Annotated in this window: 20 protein-coding genes; 4 read left to right on the forward strand and 16 right to left on the reverse strand. The window is 32.0% G+C overall.

The features are described 5' to 3' along the window. Positions 1-5: 5 nt before the first annotated feature. Positions 6-1130, forward strand: a complete 1125-nt coding sequence (locus MW871_RS05370) for a peptidylprolyl isomerase (RefSeq protein WP_188050193.1) — start codon at positions 6-8, stop codon at positions 1128-1130. A 50-nt stretch (positions 1131-1180) separates the two neighbouring features. Further along, positions 1181-2407 carry a peptidylprolyl isomerase gene (locus MW871_RS05375; RefSeq protein ID WP_248427830.1) on the forward strand — a complete coding sequence of 409 codons (1227 nt, stop codon included), beginning with the start codon at positions 1181-1183 and terminating at the stop codon, positions 2405-2407. Positions 2408-2480: 73 nt separating this feature from the next. Here MW871_RS05375 and MW871_RS05380 read toward each other — a convergent pair whose 3' ends face one another. Beyond that, the gene (locus MW871_RS05380) at positions 2481-2924 is read right to left on the reverse strand and encodes a hypothetical protein (RefSeq protein ID WP_248427831.1); all 444 of its coding nucleotides are present in this window, start codon (positions 2922-2924) and stop codon (positions 2481-2483) included. Positions 2925-3347: 423 nt separating this feature from the next. On the opposite strand from MW871_RS05380, the gene MW871_RS05385 reads away from it, so the two are divergent. Then, complete coding sequence (locus tag MW871_RS05385) at positions 3348-6179, forward strand: M16 family metallopeptidase (protein ID WP_248427833.1); 2832 nt, start codon at positions 3348-3350, stop codon at positions 6177-6179. Positions 6180-6385: 206 nt separating this feature from the next. Here the strand turns inward: MW871_RS05385 and MW871_RS05390 are convergent, their stop codons facing one another. The 10 genes from MW871_RS05390 to MW871_RS05435 form a co-directional block, all read right to left on the reverse strand. Then, the gene (locus tag MW871_RS05390) at positions 6386-6745 is read right to left on the reverse strand and encodes a hypothetical protein (protein WP_188050189.1); all 360 of its coding nucleotides are present in this window, start codon (positions 6743-6745) and stop codon (positions 6386-6388) included. A 61-nt stretch (positions 6746-6806) separates the two neighbouring features. Further along, a complete protein-coding gene (locus MW871_RS05395) occupies positions 6807-7985 on the reverse strand; it encodes an AIR synthase related protein (protein ID WP_248427834.1) in 1179 nt (392 codons plus the stop codon). A 178-nt stretch (positions 7986-8163) separates the two neighbouring features. Next, positions 8164-9663: a carboxypeptidase-like regulatory domain-containing protein gene (locus tag MW871_RS05400; RefSeq protein WP_248427835.1), complete on the reverse strand. Its 1500-nt coding sequence runs from the start codon at positions 9661-9663 to the stop codon at positions 8164-8166. A 52-nt stretch (positions 9664-9715) separates the two neighbouring features. After that, complete coding sequence (locus MW871_RS05405; RefSeq protein WP_248427837.1) at positions 9716-11098, reverse strand: CsgG/HfaB family protein; 1383 nt, start codon at positions 11096-11098, stop codon at positions 9716-9718. Position 11099: 1 nt separating this feature from the next. Then, positions 11100-11504, reverse strand: a complete 405-nt coding sequence (locus MW871_RS05410) for a curli assembly protein CsgF (protein WP_210645669.1) — start codon at positions 11502-11504, stop codon at positions 11100-11102. A 16-nt stretch (positions 11505-11520) separates the two neighbouring features. Further along, complete coding sequence (locus MW871_RS05415) at positions 11521-11847, reverse strand: CsgE family curli-type amyloid fiber assembly protein (protein WP_345799452.1); 327 nt, start codon at positions 11845-11847, stop codon at positions 11521-11523. Next, a complete protein-coding gene (locus MW871_RS05420) occupies positions 11841-12254 on the reverse strand; it encodes a hypothetical protein (protein ID WP_248427838.1) in 414 nt (137 codons plus the stop codon). Before MW871_RS05420 ends, MW871_RS05415 begins: the two co-directional genes overlap by 7 nt. Beyond that, positions 12251-12793, reverse strand: a complete 543-nt coding sequence (locus tag MW871_RS05425; protein ID WP_248427839.1) for a hypothetical protein — start codon at positions 12791-12793, stop codon at positions 12251-12253. Before MW871_RS05425 ends, MW871_RS05420 begins: the two co-directional genes overlap by 4 nt. A 65-nt stretch (positions 12794-12858) precedes the next feature. Beyond that, complete coding sequence (locus MW871_RS05430; RefSeq protein WP_188050182.1) at positions 12859-13743, reverse strand: hypothetical protein; 885 nt, start codon at positions 13741-13743, stop codon at positions 12859-12861. Positions 13744-14272: 529 nt separating this feature from the next. After that, entirely contained in the window at positions 14273-16462 is a 2190-nt protein-coding gene (locus tag MW871_RS05435) for a glutamine synthetase III family protein (protein WP_210645665.1), read from the reverse strand. Between the two features lie 286 nt (positions 16463-16748). Here MW871_RS05435 and MW871_RS05440 point away from each other — a divergent pair, with 286 nt between their 5' ends. Then, entirely contained in the window at positions 16749-17699 is a 951-nt protein-coding gene (locus MW871_RS05440) for a TerC family protein (protein WP_210645664.1), read from the forward strand. Between the two features lie 60 nt (positions 17700-17759). Here MW871_RS05440 and MW871_RS05445 read toward each other — a convergent pair whose 3' ends face one another. The 5 genes from MW871_RS05445 to MW871_RS05465 form a co-directional block, all read right to left on the reverse strand. After that, complete coding sequence (locus MW871_RS05445) at positions 17760-18263, reverse strand: hypothetical protein (protein WP_248427841.1); 504 nt, start codon at positions 18261-18263, stop codon at positions 17760-17762. A gap of 340 nt (positions 18264-18603) precedes the next feature. Then, the gene (locus MW871_RS05450) at positions 18604-18849 is read right to left on the reverse strand and encodes a TFIIB-type zinc ribbon-containing protein (RefSeq protein WP_248427842.1); all 246 of its coding nucleotides are present in this window, start codon (positions 18847-18849) and stop codon (positions 18604-18606) included. A gap of 12 nt (positions 18850-18861) precedes the next feature. After that, entirely contained in the window at positions 18862-19791 is a 930-nt protein-coding gene (locus tag MW871_RS05455) for a TerC family protein (protein WP_188050177.1), read from the reverse strand. 474 nt (positions 19792-20265) lie between these two features. Next, positions 20266-20565, reverse strand: coding sequence for a hypothetical protein (locus MW871_RS05460; RefSeq protein ID WP_188050175.1), 300 nt, complete (start codon positions 20563-20565; stop codon positions 20266-20268). Between the two features lie 212 nt (positions 20566-20777). Further along, positions 20778-24230, reverse strand: coding sequence for a methylmalonyl-CoA mutase family protein (locus tag MW871_RS05465; protein WP_248427844.1), 3453 nt, complete (start codon positions 24228-24230; stop codon positions 20778-20780). Between the last annotated feature and the right edge of the window lie 145 nt (positions 24231-24375).

Consider the following 24375-nt stretch of genomic DNA (forward strand, 5'->3'; position numbering starts at 1 on the left):
TAGAAATGAAAAAAAAGATCTTATTCCTACTACTTGTAATTGCTTCGTTTTATTCTTGTAAAGAAAATCACAACAATCTTCCAGACGGATTATATGCAAAAATTGAAACTAATAAAGGAGATATAATTGTAAAATTAAATTTCGAAAAAGCACCTATAACTGTTGCCAATTTTGTGGCCTTAGCTGAAGGAAAAAATGAATTTGTTACCAATGAGAATTTAAAAAACAGACCTTTTTTTGACGGATTAAAATTTCACCGTGTAATCAAAGATTTCATGATACAAACTGGCGATCCTTTAGGTACAGGATCTGGAGATACTGGTTATAAATTTAAAGATGAATTTTCAGATTTACAATTTAACGATGCTGGTGTTCTAGCAATGGCTAATAATGGACCTGCAACAAACAGCAGTCAATTTTTTATTACACATGTTGCTACACCTTGGTTAGAAGGAAAGCACACTATTTTTGGACACGTTGTAGAGAACGGAATGGACAATGTAAATAAAATAGAACAAGAAGATTATATCAATAAAGTAACCATTATTAGAAATGGAGAAGCCGCAAAAAAATTCAATGCGGTAAAAGTATTTAATGATTATTTTTCAGTAGAAGCAGAAATCCAAAAGAAAAAAGCTAGTATTGACGCTGAAAACAAGAAGGTTTACGATGAAAAATACAAAAGTGTTCGAGAGGCAAAAATTGCTTATTTCGATAATTTGAAAACAAAAGCAATAACAACGCCATCTGGTTTAGAATATGTAATTACAAAGAAAAGTGGTGGAAAAAAACCTGCAAAAGGAGCAAATATTTTCATTCATTATGCTGGTTTCCTAGAAGATGGAGAGTTGTTTGATGCAAGTGTAGAAAGTGTTTCTAAAAGCTTTGGTAAATACGACGAAAACAGAGCGGCTCAAAATGGTTACCAACCGATTCCTTTTCAAGCAGGTAAAAAAGACGGCATGATTCCTGGTTTCATTGAAGGTATTGAACAATTATCTTTTGGAGATAAAGCTGTCATTTTTATTCCTTCTCGTTTAGGATATGGAGCAGCTGGAGCTGGAGGAGTTATTCCGCCAAATGCCAACATAATCTTTGAGATTGAATTATTAGAAAGAATGCCCCAATAATAAATTAGATTTAGTATTTAAAAAAAGTTACATCATTAAATTATAAAAAAATGAAATTTAAAATTCTATTTTTATTGTTTCTAGGAATGGCTAACGTACATTCTCAGGCAACTAAAAAAACAACTACTGCAAAAAAACCAGCAACTGCTGTAAACAAAGCCACAAAACCTGTTGTAAAAAAACCTGCTGTTATTGAAGGAGTTTTTGCTAAAATGGCAACCAACAAAGGAAATATCACTATTGAACTAGAATACAAAAAAGCACCAGTAACGGTGGCCAATTTTATTGCACTTTCTGAAGGAAAAAATACATTTGTTACTGACGAAAAATTAAAAGGAAAACCTTTTTTTGATGGTTTAAAATTTCACCGTGTGATTAAGGATTTCATGATTCAAGGCGGAGATCCATCTGGAAATGGTTCTGGAGGACCAGGATACGCATTCAAGGATGAGTTTACTGATTTAAAACACGACAAACCAGGAATTCTTTCTATGGCCAATTCCGGACCAACTACAAACGGAAGTCAATTTTTCATTACGCATAAAGAAACACCTTGGTTAGATGGCAAGCACACTGTATTTGGTCACGTGACTGAAGGGATGAATGTGGTAAATAGCATCGAACAAAATGATGTTATTACAAAAGTTACCATCATTAGAAAAGGCGCCGAAGCACAAAAATTTGATGCGCCAAAAGTATTCTCCGATTATTTCAACAATAAGTCAGAAGAACAAAAGAAAAAAGACGCTACTCTTGCTGAAAACAAAGCCAAACAAGCTGCTGTTCTAGCCGAGGCTAAAAAAGCATATTTAGAAAAATATGGTTCTGTTGTAGGAGCAAAGGCTGCTTATCTTTCAACTGCAAAAGCAACCGCTACCACTACTCCATCAGGACTAATGTACAAAATCATCAAAAAAGGAAGCGGTGTAAAACCAGCAGACAAAAGCACTTTCTTTTTTCACTATGCTGGCTATTTTGAAGACGGAACATTATTTGACAGTAGCTATGAAGAGGTTACTAAAGAATTTGGAAAATATGATGCAAATAGAGCCGCACAAAACGGATATCAAGCTTTCCCTTTTGAAGCAGGTAAAAAAGATGGAATGATTCCTGGTTTTATAGAAGCATTAGCAACAATGTCTTACGGAGAAAAAGTAATAGCATTTCTGCCAGCTAATTTAGCCTATGGAGAAAGAGGTGCTGGTGAGGTAATACCGCCAAATACCAATTTAGTTTTTGAATTAGAAATGTTTGAAAAACAACCTACTTCAAAATAATAAATCTAAAATAATACCAAATAAAAAAACCGATAGTTTAACGCTATCGGTTTTTTTTATACCTTATTATGACTTATTTTTTTACAGGAAATTTCCAATCAAATTCGTCTTTTTGATTGATAATAGCGCCTATTTCAAACTTAACAACCTCATCAAATTCAGTTTGAAAAATAATCCAATTTTCTTCATTAAAATAATTTTCAAAAGTATCAAACTCTTCTTGAGTAAACTTAATTATCCCTTTAGCCGTTAGATCTTTCTTAACATCTTTTATTTTTTTATCAATAATTTTATTTCCAAAAAGTTCTAATTCAGGACTCGATGCCACCATATAACCCAATCTAAAATCTTCCTCTACATAAAAAGTCAAACGTATTTTTTGCTTATTGTAAGCATAAATTACATTATCATCTTCGTCTTTGTAATTGCGATCTGGCTTACCATAAATTGTCGTTACATCATTTTGTTTCATTCCGAAAATGAGTTTATCAATTCCGTTTTTTGGGTTTATTATCATCTGTAGCTCTTTATTATTATTTACTGTATTGCAAAAAAACCATTTTTAAAAAATAAAAAGGAATCCTGCTTGTTTATTGAACCACAAAGTTCGCAAAGTTTTTTACATAGTTTCTATCTTTTTCAAAAAAGAATTTAAGTATACCTATCAATTTACATCTTTACAATTATTATTTGGGCGTGACCTTACTTCCACTAGCGTTACAGTAAGGTCGGGCTATTTACTACAATCTCCTCATTTGCTGAGGCAAATAAGGAGGATTTCCGCTACTATCCCTCACGCAACTTAAAAAAGTTTCTATACTATTTTAAAGAAATCTAGTGTATCTAAAACCTCCTTTTTCTTAATATTTTTCCTAATTTAGATCCGCAAAACAACAAACCAGTTTGTTGCATAAAATAACACGAAACTTAAACTAAAAAAATGAAACTACTACACAACTACTTCCTACTCTGTTTCTTGCTGATTAGCATAATTCCATCTTATTCTCAAAAGGAAAAATCTAAAGAATTTAAGGTAGATTTCGAAAAATTCACTTTAAAAAATGGCCTACAAGTCATCTTACATGTTGATAGATCAGATCCTGTTGTTGCAGTTGCCTTAACCAGCCATGTAGGTTCTGCCAGAGAAAAAGTAGGTAGAACTGGATTTGCCCATTTATTTGAGCACCTTCTTTTTTTAGAATCGGAAAACTTAGGCAAAGGTGGTCTCGATAAAATGAGTGCAAGAATTGGTGGTGAGGGAGCCAATGGATCCACAAGTAGGGATCGCACAAATTATTTTCAAACAGTACCTAAAGATGCATTAGAAAAAATGATTTGGGCAGAAGCCGATAAATTAGGATATTTTATCAATACAGTAACCGATCCTGTTTTAGCAAAAGAAAAACAAGTTGTAAAAAATGAAAAAAGACAGAGTTACGACAACAAACCCTACGGGAATACTTTCTCTGTAATTTCTAAAAACTTGTACCCAACAACTCATCCTTACAATTGGGATGTGATAGGCTCATTAGAAGATTTACAAAATGCTACGTTAGAAGATGTAAAAAGTTTTTACAATCGTTGGTATGTTCCCAATAACGTAACATTAACCATAGCTGGAGATTTTGATGTAAATCAAACTAAAATATGGGTTGAAAAATACTTTGGGGAAATTAAAAGAGGAGAAGCAATTCCAAAAATGGAAAAACAAGCTGTAACACTAGCAGAAACAAAAAAATTATACTACGAAGATAATTTTGCACGCCTACCACAACTAACATTGACATGGCCTTCTGTATATGAATATCATCCAGATAGTTATGCGTTAGAGGTTCTAGCAACATATCTTTCTACTGGAAAAAAAGCTCCTTTATACCAATCTTTAGTTGAAGATAAGAAACTAACCGATGCTGTTGCTTTGTACCAATACAATTCTGAAATAGCAGGTCAATATATGCTAAGCGTTACTGCTTTTGAAAAAACAAATTTAAACGAAGTAATGGATGGTATCAACCAAGGCTTTAAAGAATTTGAAGCAAAAGGAATATCAGATCAAGACTTAAATCGTATCAAAGCAGGACAAGAAACTGCTTTTTACACCAATTTATCTAGTGTTCTTGGCAAAGGATTTCAGCTAGCACAATATGAGATTTTTGCTGGTGATCCTGGCTACATTACTCAAGATGTAAAAAATATTCTTGCAGTAACTCCCGCTGATGTTATGAGAGTATATGAAAAATACATCAAAGGGAAACATTTTGTAGCAACTAGTTTTGTTCCAAAAGGAGAAGCTAATTTAGCCTTAAAAGGTTCAGTTTTAGCCACTGTTGTCGAAGAGAAAATTGTTGACGGAAAAGAAGATGCATTTGATGCAAGTGTTGCTGCAACCTACCAAAAAACACCTTCATCATTTGACAGAAGTGTGGAACCAGCATATGGAGAAAGTCCAGATGTAAAACTTCCTACTGTATGGAAAAATAATTTATCCTCTGGATTAAAACTCATCGGGATCGAAAATCACGAAGTTCCTCTTACTCAATTTCTATTGCAAATTAAAGGTGGAATGTTATTAGAGGAAAAAAATAAAATTGGTGTTTCAAATATGTTGGCAGAGCTGATGACAAAAGGAACAAAAAACAAAACTCCTGAAGAACTTGAAAACGCCATTGAAAGCCTTGGTGCTACCATTAAAGCTTACGCAACGGATGAAGGAATTTTTATTTCTGGAAATTCATTAGCAAAAAATTACAGTGCAACTATAGCATTAGTAGAAGAGATAATAATGCAACCTAGATGGGATTTAAAGGAATTTGATCTAATTAAACAAAGTACTTTAAGCACAATTCAACAGCAAAAAGCAGAACCTAATAGCATTGCAAAAAATGAATTTAAAAAATTAATTTACGGAAAAGAATCTATTTTATCTCATAATAGAATTGGAGAAGAGCAGACTTTAAAAAACATCTCAATAGATGATTTAAAAAAGTTTTATGCTGCTAATAGCTCTCCATCAGTTTCTATTTTTCAAATTGTTGGTGCTGTTTCACAAAACGAAGTAACTAAATCATTAGCAAGTTTAAATAAAAACTGGAAGGCTAAGAAAGTTATTATTCCTGCAGTAAAAACTCCAGATGGAATAGCAAACTCTAAAATATACTTTTACGATGTTCCTGGAGCAAAACAATCCGTGATTAGAATCGGTTATCTTGCTCTAGCTGCAACTGATGCTGATTTTTATCCAGCAGAAATAATGAATTACCGTTTGGGTGGTGGTGGTTTTGCATCACAACTTACGCAAGAGTTACGTGAGGGAAAAGGATATACTTATGGTATTGGATCTTCTTTTTCTGGTTCTACAAATAAAGGTGCTTTTGTTATTGGTAGCGGAGTGCGTTCTAATATAACATTTGAATCAGTTAGTTTGATAAAAGAAATAGTAGAAAATTATGGTAAAAAATTCAACGATAATGATCTAGAAGTTACTAAAGGATATTTAATTAAAAGCAATGCTAGAGCTTTTGAAACATTGGGTGCAAAACTAGGAATGTTATATGATATTAGCAATTACAACTACCCAAATGACTATGCCAAAAAACAAGAAGATATTGTAAAAAACACTTCTATATCTGATATAAAAAGACTTTCTGAAAAATATTTGAATGCGGATAAAATGATCTACTTGATAGTAGGAGATGCAGCAACGCAATTAAAAAAATTAGAGGAAATAGGATTTGGTAAACCTATACTTCTGAATGAATCAGTAGCAAAATAATTCAGATTTACAATAGTAGTATAAACGGGTATTACTATTAATTTTTAGCCGAGATCGAAGTAAAAAGCCCGGACTAAAAAATAATAATTTTTCTTGTCTTGAAAGAGCTCTTCCCGATACATCGGAAAGAGCTCCTTTCAGGATTTAGAAAAATATTTTATTTTAGGAGGACTTGTAACGAAGCGCAGGATGAGCTTCTAAAAAAATTACTCCGCCATTTCATCATAACGCTGAGGAACTTGTGGATCGTAAAGAGCACATTTAAATTCCTCCATCACACCAACTAGCGTATCCATGGTCTTACCTTCGGTGCCGTAACAGTCAATTTTTATACTTTGTGGTGTTGTTCTTACCTGAAAAGCACCTACTCCGTCAGTGTTTTTCCAACTTTTATCATCTACTTTTTCCCATTTTGAGAAAACAGATGCAATTCTGTTCAAAATAACCTGAACAGGAAGTGGTTCTAAACCTTCAATTTCGGGTTGTTCCTCGCTAATTGCCTCGTAAATTTCATGATGGTTTAAATAAATTCCCTCAAGATAATTCCAAAAAAGTAATTCGTACATGTTTAAATAGTTGAATATTGAACATGGATAGATTTAAAATCCAACCATAAGCAATGGTTAATTAATATTCGAATGTTCCGTATTCGCTTGTAATTGTTAGTTTTTTTATTTCAGATTCAGTTACTCTACCCACAATTTGTGCCTCAACATTAAATGATTTAGAAATCGCAATAATATCTTCAGCTACATTTTCTGGAACGTAAATTTCCATTCTATGTCCACAATTAAATACTTGATACATTTCTTTCCAATCTGTTTTAGATTGTTCTTGTATCAATTGAAACAAAGGTGGAACTGGAAATAAATTATCTTTTATGATGTGTAAATTCTCTACAAAATGTAAAATTTTAGTTTGTGCTCCTCCACTGCAATGTACCATTCCGTGAATTTCATCTGAACTGTACTTATCCAAAATCTTCTTGATTATTGGTGCATAGGTTCGTGTTGGTGAAAGCACTAATTGTCCAGCATCTATAGGAGAATTAGCTACTTTATCTGTCAAGTTTACTTGTCCGGAATAAATAAGATCTTCCGGAACTGCTGCATCATAACTTTCTGGGTATTTTTTTGCCAAATACTTACCAAAAACGTCATGTCGAGCAGAGGTAAGTCCGTTACTTCCCATTCCGCCATTATAACTTTTCTCGTATGTAGCCTGACCAAAAGAAGCCAATCCAACAATTACATCACCTGCTTTTATATTGGCATTATCAATTACTTTACTTCTTTTCATCCTAGCGGTTACCGTAGAATCAACAATAATAGTTCTCACAATATCACCAACATCTGCTGTCTCGCCACCTGTGGAATGAATAGTAACACCAAAAGAATCTAATTCTTTAATCAGCTCTTCTGTTCCATTTATAATTGCAGAAAGAACTTCGCCCGGAATTAAGTTTTTATTTCTACCAATAGTAGATGAAAGCAAAATATTATCTGTTGCGCCTACACACAAAAGATCATCAATATTCATGATTAATGCATCTTGCGCAATACCTTTCCAAACTGAAATATCACCAGTTTCCTTCCAATACATATATGCTAAGGAAGATTTGGTTCCTGCACCATCAGCATGCATTATTAAACAGTAATCATCATCTTGGGTTAAATAATCGGGAACAATTTTACAGAAAGCTTGCGGAAACAATCCTTTATCAATATTTTTTATAGCATTATGCACATCTTCTTTCGCAGCAGAAACACCGCGAAGTGCATACCTTTTTGAAGTATCTGAACTCATGTAGTATAGTTGTAAATCCTGCTTTTAGGCAGATAGTTGTGGGGCAAAGATAATTATTTTTTTGGGTTTTGCCTATCGAGTCAGAGTAAGAGTTTACTGAAATCATAGCCTTATTTTAACACCAAAAAAAACACCTATTTGATAAGAAATAGGTGTTTTTATATTTTTTAAATTTATGTTATTCCCAATCTGGCATACTTGCATTAGTGAATAGTATTGTTCTTGAAACTCCAGTTGTAGTGTTAGCAGCCGGTGTATATTTTACAATATTTTTGGTCGATACTCCGTCATTAGAAGTATTCATTATAATTAGTTCGGCCTCATTGGGAGAATACCTCACATCCAAATCAACTGTTCCTGCAGGTTTCTCTAGTGAGATTTCGCTAGCAGTATTGGAACTAAAAACATATTGAAACACTCTAGTATCCAACTGTCTATAATTAGCATCTTCGTATCCAGAAACATCTCTTGTAAACACTAATTTTTGACCTGTTATAGAAAAATTTAGACCTCCCATTGCTCCTGTTGTCCCAGACCAAACTTGAGAGAGAATTACTCCAGTAGTACTGATTACATAAATTTCAGCATTGTAACCGTTGCTATCATTTACTTTTAAAGCAATTTTAGAACCATCGTTACTCCAGTCGCATTCTGAAATAAATTTTCCATTTGGAGTTTGATAAATTTTAGTTAATCCACTTCCGTCACTATTGATTCTATATAATTTATCGAAGTACGGATAAATGATCTGACTACCCGATGTGTTCCAAGAAAAATTAAGGAAATCAGAATTAAATCCAGCAATAGGAATCGAGTTGGTTACTTTAAAAATTCCTGAACCATCTGGATTCATAGTATAAATATGATTTTGTGCACCGCTGGCTCTAATGAATGCAATTTTTTTAATTTGATTGTTTTTCCTAGGTCTCCAGCTATTTACATCTAAACTGGTCAGTCTTAATTGAGTTCCAGAATCATCACCAGAATAAATCACATTATTCTCAAAGCTCTTTTTTACAAATAAGAATCTAGCGCTACTAAAAGCAGTAGTGGTAAAACTGCGAACTGCGCTCAAAACAACTGGATTAATCCCATCTGAAACAGAAACTTGCCAATAATATTTGGTACTATAATTTAATCCTTTTAAAGTAAAGTTTGTTTTAGAAATATTAGGATAAATGACAACATCATCACTATTTTCTTTTCTTAAGCTAATTTCGTATTTCAAACTGTCTTTTTCAATATCTGTAGCAGTCCATGTTAAATTCAAATCTAATGTTTGATCTGTAGCATTGTCTAAAGGTTTAATTAACACTGGAGTAGTTGGAGGTTTATTGTTGGTTGTTGATAATTTAAGTTCGAAAACTATTTTTGACGTTTTATCGGTATTTACCGTTGCAGCTTCAAATTTCACAATGTAACCCTCTTTTTGAGCTTCAAATGAATAATCACCAACTTTCACATTATTAATAACAAACTTTCCTTCATCGTCAGTAAAAACAATACTAGTATTTGGGTTTGAAAAGACCTTAACATTCGCCAATGGTTTAAAATCAATTGCGCTCACCACTTTACCTTCTACTGTCCCGTAATCTTCTCCAGTAAATTTTTCTTCACTACAAGAAAACAGCATTAAAAATAAAGTTAATAAAGTAATTTTGAGATAAGTATTTTTCATCAGTATAGAATTAAAATTATTAATGAGCTAGAATTTATTGATTTTGAAAACATTAAAAACCTTTCGTAACACGAGATTTTCTTATATTAGAAAGATAAATAGTTACTCCTAAACCAAAACGATAATAATAATCATCTCGCACTCCTCTTTTTATATAATCGATATTATCACTAAAATTTAGATTTTGCTCACCATACAATTTTATACCTAAATTATCGGTCGCCATATATTCGATACCAATTCCATATTGAACTTTAGCATGTAAGTTTTTGAAAGCTTTATTCATTCCAAATCCACCTCCAGCAAACACATAGGGACTTAATTTGTCTTTTGGTAACAAGATAAACTCTGTATTTAAATCGTAAGTTAAATAACCAACATCTAATAATTTTTTATTGGCTAGTTCAAAAATATTAGTAGATGCACTTAAGTTAAAAGAAGGAGTTAAAAAATACTTTAAAGCACCTCTTCCCATGAGTCTTAATTCAGGGTTGCTATAATCTCCGTCCATTAATGTAGTACCACCTGATATTTCTATTCCAAATTTTGATCTTCTTTGTTTTAAATTACGACCATATATTGCTGTAACATTTGCTTCTTCATTCTCATTCTTATAATTTTTCAAAAGAGATTCCTTTGCTGGCACAGAAATATCAGCTTCCCAAATTCCATCTTTAATCCCTTCTAAAACCAAAGTAGATACTGCTTTTTCTATAGCTTCTGTAACTGCCATTTGAACAGGCTCGTTGGTCGTATAACCCGTTTCTACTTCTAACAATCTTTTAAAATTGACATATTTAAATAGACTTTGATCGATAGCTTGAGAAAGTATCGTTTTAGAAATATAGACCGATTTTAAAATTTTTCCATTAGCCGTTGAAACCATTCTAAGATAAATAGTAACTCGGTCCTGTCTGTATTTTACTGCGCCTCCAGTACCAAAATAACGCGCACCAAAACCCCCAGTAATAATATTAGAATCGTAGGATATAATTCCTCCTTCGAGTAAAACTCCTGCATACAATAAGGGTGTAATTTGTGGCACATTAGGATCTACATCTTTTGCATACTCTTGTCTTGTGGAACGAATAAGATTTCGTTCTTGGAGTAAGTTTCCGATATTTTCGCGCTCAATAGGAATGAACCATTTAGAATCCTCTAAAGCCTTAATTAATATAGATGTGGCTCCTTGTGTAACGGCTGTGCTAAAATTACTTCCGTTTTCAGAAGCCTTGTACTGACCAGTTTGATCTCTAAATTTATAAATCCCTACTACAATTTGTTCTTTGGCTTTAGGTAGCTCTTTCAAAAGTGTAGTTGCTGGAGTAATTTCTCCAATTATAGCTTTTTCTGTTCCAGTAGGTTGATTATAATAAGCACCGCAACTAGAGATGAAAAAAAAAATCATCAACATTAAGTAGGTATATAATCTCATATTATCGATTTGGAATGATTACTTGTGTCTGTGCTCCTGTTTTAGTATCTAAAATATCAACGGTTAAACCTCCTGAAGAGGGATAAACCTCAACAGATAAACTACCAAAAGTATAGGAGCCTATTTTTATCCCGTCATTACCAAACTGCTGTTTGAATAAAGAACTCGAAATTTGGCTCAACAATAAAGAATTTAAACTTGCTGTAAATCTTTCTAATTCTGTTTGTTGCACTTGCGCAACTGATTTATCTGTAAATTTATTTTGAGATTCAGCAGAACTAGCTAACCACTGATAATTAAAAGTATCACCTCCAAAAGCAGGATTTTTAGGTTTGTAAACTAAATCTTGTGCTTCTACTGATTGAAAACCAAGAATAAAAGTCATAATAAGGAATAACGTTTTCATATTTAACAGGATAAAATTAATACTGAGTAAAATATTTACTTTGCTTTTCTAAATTTTTTAAATATAAATAGGTGGCATAAATAGATTCTTCGGCCATCTCTTTTAGATATTCCTCATCAGGCCTAGCCAAAAACTCATAAATAACTTCGTTATCTATGCTGACGACTATTTTGGTATTTCTGGCAAAGCTAAATTCCTCATTTAGCGTAATAATTTTTTTTGAATTGACTTTGTATTGATTATATAAATAATAATATACATCATAAAAATCTTTCCCAACTTTAGTTTTGGTATCATCTGAAATAATGCCTATTAACTCAAATCCATCTGAAGGAATTACAATAACTTCCTCTTTTTTTTTTGGTCACCAAGAACTACTCTATCTTTTCCAATTAATTGCTTGTTTTCATTATAAAAAAGCAATAAAACTATAACCTCATCACCATTAGATAAATTAACTTGTGTATTAGATAAATTTTTATTCTCACTTGGATTTAAAGAAAAAAATCCTTCTTGAATGTTATCAGAATGATTATCGTTTAAATTATTATTTTTAATAACCGACAACTTATAAGAAAAACTTTGAACGATGTCTGATAGATTTTCTGCAGTTCCAGTTACTTTAATAATCCCATCTAAATTTTCAATATCTATTTTAGCCTTTACAACGGTATTTGTTGTTTGAGAATAGGAGATTGTTTCGCTAAAAAGCAATACAAACAATGAAAAGTAACATCTCAAAATTTTCATAATTTAGTATGGTTTATTACTGTGACAGCAGCACCATTTCCAGACTGGATTATGGTCATATTCTTTGAAATTGAATTAGATCCAAAATTTATAATATTTTGATCATTTCCTTTTTGAAACAATTCAGTGGCTATATCATAATTAGAATAAGGAACATAGTCCTGTACTCTATTATTATTTCCTTGTTGAATTACTTTTTGATAAATTGAATTTGCATTTTTGTCAATAAACAATTGATTATTGTTGCCTTGTTGCGTTAGTGTAGCTTCAATTTTAGTTGCTGAAAATTGAGAATTTATATTATTATTATCACCTATTTGTTGTACTTGAACGGTATTAATAATTTGTTGATGAATTAAATTGGTATGCGATTTAGTACTATAAAAATTAGAATTCATAGAAACAATTCCTTCTTTTGTATCTATCAATGCAATTGGTTTTTCATTATATGGAGCAGTAATACTTTCTTTTTCTTGCGCGAAGCAAAATTGAAAAGAAAAGAAAAGAAAAATAATGATATTTATAGATAGCGTTTTCATTAGTTCCTATTTTTATGTAAAGAAGGGACAACTTAATTAGCTGTCCCTATCTTCATGAAGTTTAACTAGTTACTTTGTGTTACGTTAGACACATTATAACTACCTTGTTGTGACACTGCATTCATGTTACCAGAGCTAAATCCGTTTTGATTTGTATAAGATTTGTTCCAATTTCCTTCTTGCAAAATGTTATCACGGTTTTTAAAACCAAGTTGAGTAGTTTCAGCTATATTGTCATTACCATATTGATAATGATTTGCTTCATTTCTTGCAGAAGCAGAAGCCGCTTGTGAAGTACTATTTTGACTAATTTTTGAATCATTTCGCAAACCACCTTGACTAGTGTAAGCTAAATTAAAATTACCAGTTTGAGTTTGTACAGCTACGTTATCACCATGAGGATTAACTGGCACTGCAGAACTTAAAGGATTCATCATAGGAAAAGTACCTACAACAGGAAGAGGATTATTTCCTGAAGTTCCTTGATCTATAGTCGCTTTGTTGTCTTTACCAGTTTGAGTTTGAGTAGCGGTATCATGTCCTTTTAAAGCTGGATATGAAAAACCAGTCTCGTCTTGCCAGATTGTAGCATCATTTCTGTCTCCTACTTGTTTTTGTGTTGCCTTGTTATCCCAGTTATTTTGAGAAATAAAAGCACGGTTATCATTTCCTTTTTGATCGATGTCTGCCATATTTTTTGTTGAAATATTAACACCACTTCCCATAATCTGTCCAGGATTTACACCTTGATACACAAATGCATCATTGTTATTTACCGTTTGTTTAATTTTAGAACTTTGAGCCGTTCCAATTTGATGAACTAACGCATTTTGTGAAGTTCCAAGTTGGCCTACTAAACTTGAATTCGCTCCAGCTGATGGACCCGGTTGTGCATAAGATGCAGCTCCTACAAATAGCATCGCGGAGATGCTTAAAATTACTTTTTTCATAATAAATATATTTAATTGGTTGTTAATACAAATTATCATGTAGGTAATAAAAAAGGGATTGGGGGAAATCTCTTTATTCATAATAAATAACAAGATTATTTTTATAAATAATTACTCCTTGTTTGATTATTACATTTCAAAGATAGCAAAGTAGAAAACAAAAAAACAAACATAAGTAGCTGTATTTAAAACATTTAACTTAAAACTCGATAAAATACAATTCTATAACGATGAACTACCTCTTTTGTAAAATAGGATATCAGAAAAAATTTACGATACGATTTATATTCAAATAAAAAGGAGTATTCTCATTGATTTAATAAAATATTACTTACTTTTTTTAAAAATAAATATAGATATATTTTTTTATAAACATTTATAATCATTGATTTATACATTAGGATTTTGAGCGAACATAATTTGTGATTATAAGCCCAGTTTTTTATGAAAATGATAAAGAATTTAATACTATTTATCCATAAAAAAAGCCTCTCCAAACGGAAAGGCTTTTTAGTATTATAGGAAATTATTATTTTGTAAATAATAATTCTCTGTATTTAGTTAATGTCCAAATTTCATTATCAACCAATAATTCTAATTTGTCACAGTGACTTCTAATAACTTCAAAATAAGGTTTTACTTTATTGCAATACGCTTCTGCCATTTCTTGGGCGTTTGTCAACGTATTTGCTTTTTTTCTCTCATTTGTCATTTCGGCAACCTTAGAATTGATTCCTTCAATATGACGTGAAATTTGCTTAATTAAAACAATTTGTTCTTTAGCAATAGTTTCAAAATCATCTCCAAAAATATCTTTTAATCCTTTTACATTTGTAATTAACGTATTTTGGTAACGGATAGCAGTTGGTATAACATGATTTTTTGAAATATCTCCCAAAACTCTACCTTCAATTTGAATTTTCTTAGTGTATTCCTCCAATTCAATTTCGTATCGTGCTTCTACCTCTACATGGTTCATTATATTTAACTCTGAAAACAAATCTAAAGACTGCTTAGATATTCTAGCTTTTAAGGCTTCAGGAGTAGTTTTAAAATTACTTAATCCTCTCTTACCTGCTTCAATCTCCCATTCTTCGCTATATCCATCGCCTTCAAATAAGATTTTCTTAGAGTGTTTGATGTATTCTCTCAATACATTGAAGATTGCATCATCTTTCTTCATGTCTTTTGATTCAATCAAAGCATCCACTTCTTTTTTAAAATCTCTTAACTGTTTTGCAACAATAGCGTTTAAAGTGGTCATTGAATTAGAACAATTTGCGGTAGAACCTACTGCTCTAAACTCAAATTTATTTCCTGTAAAAGCAAATGGTGATGTTCTATTTCTATCTGTATTATCTAATAGAACATCTGGAATTTTCCCTACAACGTTCAATTTTAAGTCTGTTTTTTCTTCTGGAGATAATTTTCCAGCAGTTACACCTTCTAATTCTTCTAAAACTTTAGTTAATTGTCCACCAATAAAAACAGAAATAATTGCTGGTGGTGCTTCATTCGCTCCTAATCTATGATCATTACTTGCTGATGCAATAGCTGCTCTTAGCAAAGATTCATTATCATGAACTGCTTTAATGGTATTAATGAAAAAAGTTAAAAATTGTAAATTACTCATTGGAGTTTTACTTGGACTCAACAAGTTTATACCTGTATCAGTAGCTAATGACCAATTATTATGTTTACCAGAACCATTTACGCCTTTAAAAGGTTTTTCATGAAACAATACTTTAAAAAAGTGACGTTCTGCCACTTTTTGCATCACATCCATCAACAAGCAATTGTGGTCAACTGCAAGATTGGTCTCTTCAAAAATTGGAGCTAACTCAAATTGATTTGGTGCCACTTCATTATGACGGGTTTTTACAGGAATTCCTAATAACATACATTCTTGCTCCAAATCTCTCATGTAAACAAGAGCACGCGTTGGAATAGAACCAAAATAATGATCGTCTAATTGTTGTCCTTTTGCAGAAGTATGACCCAATAAAGTTCTACCAGTCATCATAAGATCCGGACGAGAATTAGCTAAAGCACTATCAATCAAGAAGTATTCTTGCTCCCATCCTAAAGTTGCAGTAACTTTTTTTACATTTTTATCAAAATATTTGCACACTTCTGTAGCTGCTTCATCCATAACGGTTAATGCTCTTAAAAGTGGCGTTTTAAAATCTAAAGCTTCTCCAGTATAAGAAATAAAAACAGTTGGTATACACAATGTCGTTCCAAAAATAAATGCAGGTGAAGTGGGATCCCATGCGGTATATCCTCTCGCTTCAAACGTATTTCTAATTCCACCATTTGGAAAACTAGAGGCATCCGGTTCTTGTTGCACTAATTGTGCTCCGCCAAACTTTTCAACAGGATCACTTCCGTCAGGAAAAGTTTCAAAAAAAGCATCATGCTTTTCAGCAGTTATACCTGTTAAGGGTTGAAACCAGTGTGTATAATGAGTTACTCCTTTAGAAAGTGCCCATTCTTTCATACCCATGGCAATATAATCGGCTAATTTTCTATCAATTTTAGTTCCATGCTGAACAGCACCTTGAACTCCTTTAAAAGCATCCGAAGTTAAGTATTGCTTCATTGCTTTGTCATTAAAAACATTAGATCCAAATAGAGTTGATTTTCTATCTGATTCTTCAAATTTAACTGGTTTTCTCGTAGATGCTTCTCTCAAAGCTTGGAAACGTAATGTTGACATAAAATTGATTTTATTTTGTTATACCCCTGTTATTTGATGCAAATATAATTTATTTATCACTTTTACAACTCCATACCTCCTTTTTTTTAGGGTTGAAATTGAATTTTTATTAAATTCATAAAAAAAACTTCTCTATTTTGTCTCTTTATATAAAGTTGAAGCTATTTTTTTTGCACAATTATCTAAAATACAGCAAAAATATTCAGGCTCAACTTTCCTAAAATATATATCAGAATTAAAAAAGCAAAAAGTATCTTTACACAAGATATTTAAATACCTATAAATTATGATTGTCTGGATTTGTTTTTTAATCGCTGTTTTAATTTTTTTAGCACTTGATTTAGGAGTTTTTAATAAAACACCACATGTTATCAGCACAAAAGAAGCTGGAAAGTGGACTGCTATTTGGGTAGCTTTGTCCTTTATGTTCTCTGGTGTAATCTATTGGTTATACGGAAGTGATTTAATCGCCAATCCTGATGGATTAAAACCCGCAACGGCCTCTATAAAATTCATAACAGGATATTTGATTGAATTATCTTTAAGTATTGACAACATATTTGTCATTGCGATAATATTTGCAGCTTTCAAAATACCCCAAAAATACCAACATCGTGTTTTGTTTTGGGGAATATTAGGTGCAATCATATTTAGAGGTTTAATGATATTTTTTGGCGTAATGTTGATCAATAAATTTTCTTGGATGACCTATATTTTTGGTGCCTTCTTGATCTATACTGCTATGAAAATGTTGTTTAGTGGAGAAGACGAACAATTTCAGCCAAAAAAATCATTTGTGTACAAAAGCCTAAAGAAAGTAATGCCCATATCTAACCATATGGATAAAGAACATTTTTTTGTAAAAAGAAGACATATTACTGCGGCAACACCACTTTTTGTAGCTCTAGTTGTTATAGAAGTAATGGATGTCGTTTTTGCAATTGATAGTGTTCCTGCAATTTTAGCGATAACCAACGATCCTTTTTTAGTTTTTAGTTCTAATATATTTGCGATTTTAGGATTGCGATCAATGTACTTTTTCTTGGCGAATATGCTGGCAAAATTCAGTTATTTAGAATACAGTCTCATTGCTATTTTGAGTTTTGTAGGACTTAAAATGCTACTGCATGAATTCATTAAATTACCAGAATGGGTGTCATTAGCCTTTATAGCCGTTTCACTAATTCTCGGAATCGTAATTTCTTTACAAAAAAGCAGTAAAGAAAGTATCGAATAGATCTATAATAAAAAAGGGAAATCTTGCGATTTCCCTTTTTTATTATATTGTCGATGACAACTACATATCTATTTTTTTTATTTCTCCTTTAGAAACATTTAATGCTGAAAGTACTGAGTTAATATCATTTTTATTCATGGTCTTAGCATAGCCATTTGGTACTATTACAATTCTGAAGGTTTGATTTTTAGTCCAACTTGCGTCTAAGGTTTTTAAATTAAAATTAGCAGAAAGATAAATTTTAGCATCAAATTTAGTATAGTCAAAGTTGTAATTAAGAGAACCGCCATCATTAAAATAATAGGTTTGAGGCATTAATTTCCAAACATCCTGACCATTCACAACATCATACAAGTGATAAATTAAAACAGAATCCGAATTAAATATTGGTGGATCAAACACAACCAAACTACTAAAATTATTACTAGAATTAAAAGAGGTTGTAACCTCAAAAACTTCTGTTCTTGGCGTATTAACAATTGGAGCATCATATACTTCTGTAACTTCACAACTTTGTAGTGTCATCATCCCGATGAAAACTAAAAATAAGGTAATTTTTTTCATAATTTGTAGTTTTTATTTATTCTTTAAAACTCTATTCACGAACTGTGCCAAAAATTATTACACATAAAAAGCACCTATTAAAATCTAGAAAAATAAAACCCTAAATTATTAAAAAACAGTAATTTATAAACAAAAACCTATTCTGAAAAATTATTTTAAAATGGAATAATTATAAAAAAAGGGATTAATTTTATAATATTTTTAATCACTACAGCAACATATTTAGCTATGTCTAAGAAATAGAATCCAAGATCAATTAACGAGAATATATTTTTGATTTAAAATCAAAAAAAAAAGCCGCATGATCATTAGATGAATGCGGCTTTTGTAATCTCATTAGCTAATCAAACAATTCGTATAGCCAATGTTTTTTCTTTTGCTCTCTATAATAGTTTTGTTGAGACTGATTGCCAAAAGAGGGCTGACTGACTTGAGTAGTACTGTGCGGCTCATTTATAGAACGCTCTATTATTTTATCTAGCTCGCCTCGATCCAGCCAAATACCTCTACATTCTGAACAATAATCAATTTCAATCCCTTGTCTCTCTGACATTACAAGAGGAACTTTACAAGTTGGACAATTCATAGTAATTTTATTTTAGTTATTTATTAAATCATTCTTTTTTGGAAAAGCAACAGAAATTAAAACAGAAATAAGCAAGATTCCTGTTATTACCAATAGCGAGTAGCTAATTGGTATTTTATAAAGATCTACAATAGTCATTTTGATCCCTACAAAAACTAAAATTGCAGATAAACCATATTTTAGGTAATAGAAATATTTAGTGATTCCAGCTAATGCAAAATACAAGGCTCGCAAGCCTAATATTGCAAAAACATTAGAGGTGAAAATGATAAAAGTATCATTTGTAATGGCAAGAATTGCGGGTATCGAATCTACTGCAAAAATTAAATCTGTAAATTCGACAATTAGAAGCACTACAAAAAGTGGCGTCGCAAAAGTTTTGCCTTGCAGTTTAACAAAAAATTTACCTCCGTGAGATTCTTCAGTTACAGGATATATTTTTTTAAATAATCGTACCAAAGGATTTTTATCCGGCTGAATATCTTCATCTTTATGAAAAAGCATTTTAATCCCTGTAACCACAAGTAATGCTCCAAAAATATAGATAATCCAATGAAACTTATTGATTAGAGCAACACCTGCAAAAATAAAAATAGCACGCATTGCCAAAGCACCCAAGATTCCCCAAAATAATACTTTGTGTTGGTACTTTACATCTACTTTAAAATAAGTAAAAAGCATTATAAACACAAATAGATTATCAATGCTGAGTGATTTTTCTATCACATATCCTGTTAGAAACTCTACTGCCTTTTGTTCTCCCATGAAAACATAAATGCCGTAATTAAAAATTAAGGCGAGTCCTATCCAAACGGCACTCCAAATTAGCGCTTCTTTTATTTTTACTTCATGTGATTTACGATGAAAAACGCCTAAATCTAAGGCTAACATAAAAAAAACAAAGCCTAGAAAACATATCCAAACAAAACTATCAATTACCATATCTTTTTTTTAAAAATTTTAATTAAATTTTAGACGCTAAGCGCCACTCCATAGTTTATTAAGAAAACCAATTAGCTCATCCAACAACCCAGAAAATCCTTTTTGAGAAATAAAATCTAACAGATACGAGAGCAATGGCAATAAAACGGCGAAAAAAACAATTATAAGGACTATTAAAACAAATGCTATAAATATTAAAAACAGCTTGAGTTTTTTATTGTTTCTTAGACTTATTATAAACGCTTGTTTGTTAAAAACCACTTTTTCATCAGTATAGAATTTATACTTATAATGATCCTTTTTATAATAGTTTTGGTGTTTCTCATTTTTATAATAGTTGTTCCTTTTTTTAAAAAAGTCATTAAAATCCATGAGTAGTATTTTAGTTAATAAACACAGTTATTTAGCATTACAAAGTATAATGCAGTTTAAGTGATTGAAAAAATCAACCACTATTTTAAAAATCAGCGTGTATTAACTAAGCTTTGGCGGTTGCCAAACAGAAAAGAAAGGTTTTTGTAATCCTTTACTAAAATAGAAATGATTGTGATCTGTAAGATGTCCAACCATAGAAGAAAACTCCATTACAAAAACAATCTGGTGTTCTTCATTAACTTCATTATCAAAGTCGATTGTGTCTGAATGCAAAGTATCCTCTGCACTACACTCTATCAATGAAGTATTAGAATTTTCTTGAAAACAAATATCAAAACACAAGAGCACACTCATTAAGAGTACGATAGCGGCAAATATTTTTTTTCGATTAAATTTCATGCGGCAAAAATAATTAAAAAGTGATCTGTTGGTATTCTTATAGTCGAGAATTTGGAATTATTTAACAACAATGTAATAATCTAAGTTCTTTTGGATTTGACTTTTAAATCAATTCAAAAATTACGAGAATATTTTAAAACAAAAAATCCCGACACAGATCGGGATTTTTGTTTTAAGAATTTTAGTGAAAAATGAAGAGAATAATTCTCTCCTTACATATTCCTTCTATATTGACCACCTACTTCAAATAAAGCAGAAGTAATTTGTCCTAATGAGCAAACTTTAGTTGCTTCCATCAAATGTTCAAATAAGTTTTCATTTTTGATGGCCGCTTCTTGAATATCATTCAACTGTTGCTTCACTTTATCTTGATTAGACTGATGCAAATTATTCAACATCGTAATTTGATATTGTTTTTCTTCCTCAGTAGCACGAATGACTTCAGCAGGAATAACCGTTGGAGAACCTTTAGAACTTAAGAAAGTATTCACACCAATAATTGGAAATTCTCCTGTATGTTTTAAAGTTTCATAATACAAGGATTCTTCTTGAATTTTACTTCTTTGGTACATCGTTTCCATGGCACCAAGAACTCCACCACGCTCCGTAATTCTATCAAATTCTGCTAAAACTGCCGCTTCTACAAGATCTGTCAATTCTTCGATGATAAAAGCACCTTGAATTGGATTTTCGTTTTTAGCTAATCCTAATTCTTTATTTATAATCAATTGAATTGCCATTGCACGACGCACTGATTCTTCTGTTGGCGTTGTAATTGCTTCATCATACGCATTGGTATGCAATGAATTACAATTATCATAAATTGCATATAACGCTTGTAAAGTTGTACGAATGTCATTAAAGTCAATTTCTTGTGCGTGTAAAGATCGTCCAGATGTTTGAATATGATATTTCAACATTTGTGCTCTTTCATTAGCTCCATATTTATTTTTCATGGCTTTCGCCCAAATTTTGCGCGCTACACGACCAATAACAGCATATTCTGGATCTACACCGTTAGAAAAGAAGAAGGACAAATTAGGTCCAAAATCGTTAATGTTCATTCCGCGACTCAAATAGTATTCTACGTAAGTAAAACCATTAGAAAGCGTAAAAGCCAACTGCGTAATAGGGTTCGCTCCTGCTTCGGCAATATGATAACCCGAAATAGAAACCGAATAAAAATTTCTTACATTTTTAGTAATAAAATATTCTTGTACGTCTCCCATTAATCGCAAAGCAAATTCTGTTGAAAATATACAAGTGTTTTGCGCTTGATCTTCTTTTAGAATATCTGCCTGAACCGTTCCACGAACTTGCGAAAGTGTTCTTGCTTTTATTTCATTATACACTTCCAAAGGTAAAACTTGATCTCCTGTTACTCCTAAAAGAAATAAACCTAAACCATTATTTCCTGCTGGCAAATCTCCTTGATAATGAGGCCTAACTACTCCTTTTTCTTTGTATATTTTATTTATTTTTTGCTCAACTTCTTTTTCTAATGCATTTTCTTTAATGTAGTACTCACATTGCTGGTCTATGGCTGCATTCATAAAAAATCCTAACAACATAGGAGCTGGCCCATTGATCGTCATACTTACCGAAGTCATTGCATGCACTAAATCGAAACCAGAATATAATTTTTTGGCATCATCTAAACAACAGATAGAAACTCCTGCATTTCCAATTTTTCCGTAAATATCAGGACGCACATGAGGATCATTTCCGTATAAAGTCACACTATCAAAAGCGGTTGACAATCGTTTGGCTGGTAATCCAGCACTCACATAATGAAAACGTTTGTTGGTTCTTTCTGGTCCACCTTCCCCGGCAAACATACGTGACGGATCCTCGCCTTCACGCTTAAAAGGATATAAACCTGCAGTAAAAGGAAATTCTCCAGGAACATTTTCTTGCAGACACCAGCGTAAAATATCGCCCCAAGCTTGGTACTTTGGTAAAGCAATTTTCGGAATTTGAGAATGCGAAAGGGACTCGGTATGTGTCGCCATTTTTATTTCTCGATCTCGAACTTTAAAGGTATAAACTGGATTTTTGTATTTATTTACTTTTTCATTCCAAGTCAATATAATTTCCCAGTTGTAAGGATCTAAATCCATTTTTACTTTCTCAAATTGATTCAGTAATAGATTTAGGAAAATTTTATTTTCAGCAACTCCTTGTTTTTCTATTTCTAGAGCGCTTGGCAAAACAGATTCATCATCGATTCCTGCTTTATTGATTGTAGGAACTTTTCTAGAAACACTTTCCAATGTTTTGAATATACCGTATAATTTTTGAGCAACTTGCTCTTGGCTCAATGCTGTTACATCATATTTGCGATTGCTTTCGGCAATTTCAGATAAATAACGCGTTCTATGTGGTGGAATAACATAGATTTTCTCACTCATTTCACGCGTAATTTGGAACGTAGATTTCAAATCAGAATTTGTCTTCTCATGTACTTTATCCATAATCGATTTGTACAACGTATTCATTCCAGGATCATTAAACTGTGAAGCTATTGTTCCAAAAACGGGCATTTCATCTGGATTTACATCCCACAAATTATGGTTGCGTTGGTATTGTTTTTTAACATCTCTAATCGCATCTAAAGCACCTCTTTTGTCAAATTTATTTAGTGCTACTAAATCAGCAAAATCAAGCATATCGATTTTTTCTAATTGTGTTGCAGCACCAAATTCCGGAGTCATTACATATAATGAAACATCAGAGTGATCCATAATTTCGGTGTCCGATTGACCAATACCAGAAGTTTCAAGGATTATAATATCATATTTGGCCGCTTTAATAACTTGAATTGCATCGGCAACATATTTAGACAAAGCCAAATTGGATTGACGCGTTGCCAAAGAGCGCATATAAACTCTAGGATTATTAATAGCATTCATTCGGATTCTGTCTCCTAACAAAGCACCGCCCGTTTTACGTTTAGAGGGATCTACAGAAATTAAACCAATTGTTTTTTCTGGAAAATCAATAAGAAAACGACGCACTAATTCATCAACCAAAGAAGATTTTCCTGCTCCACCTGTTCCTGTAATTCCAAGAACTGGGGTTTTGCAATCTTCATTCATTTTTATAATCGCTTCTAAAGCTGGTTTAGCGACCTCAGGAAAGTTCTCTGCGGCAGAGATTATTCTTGCAATTGCGGTTGGATTCTTAGACGCTAATTCATCCAACTCATTTGTCAATTTATCACCCGTTGGAAAATCAGATTGTTGCACTAAATCGTTGATCATTCCTTGCAATCCCATTGCCCGACCATCATCTGGCGCATAAATACGAGTAATCCCATAATCTTGTAATTCAGCGATTTCTGAGGGTAAAATCACTCCGCCTCCGCCACCAAATATTTTTATTTGAGGTGCTCCTTTTTCTTGAAGCAAATCGTACATATATTTAAAATATTCATTGTGTCCTCCTTGATAGGAAGTAATAGCAATAGCATTTGCATCTTCTTGAATTGCAGTATTTACTACCTCTTCTACACTTCTGTCGTGTCCTAAATGAATGACTTCAACACCTGTAGATTGTATAATTCTACGCATGATGTTGATTGCTGCATCGTGACCATCAAAAAGAGCAGCTGCAGTTACAATTCTTACTTTATTAATGGGGATATATGGTTTTTGTTGTTCCATTTTATGAATATGATAATTTAAGTCCGCAATTTACAATTTTATTTTAAAGATTATCTGAACTATTGCATGCTTGTTCATAAATCAATTCTTTTTTGTTCTACTAAAATGGGCTATCTTTCTTATTATAAGATTATAAAAGGAATAC

It is taken from the genome of Flavobacterium pygoscelis, from assembly GCF_023162025.1.
Lineage (GTDB): Bacteria > Bacteroidota > Bacteroidia > Flavobacteriales > Flavobacteriaceae > Flavobacterium > Flavobacterium pygoscelis.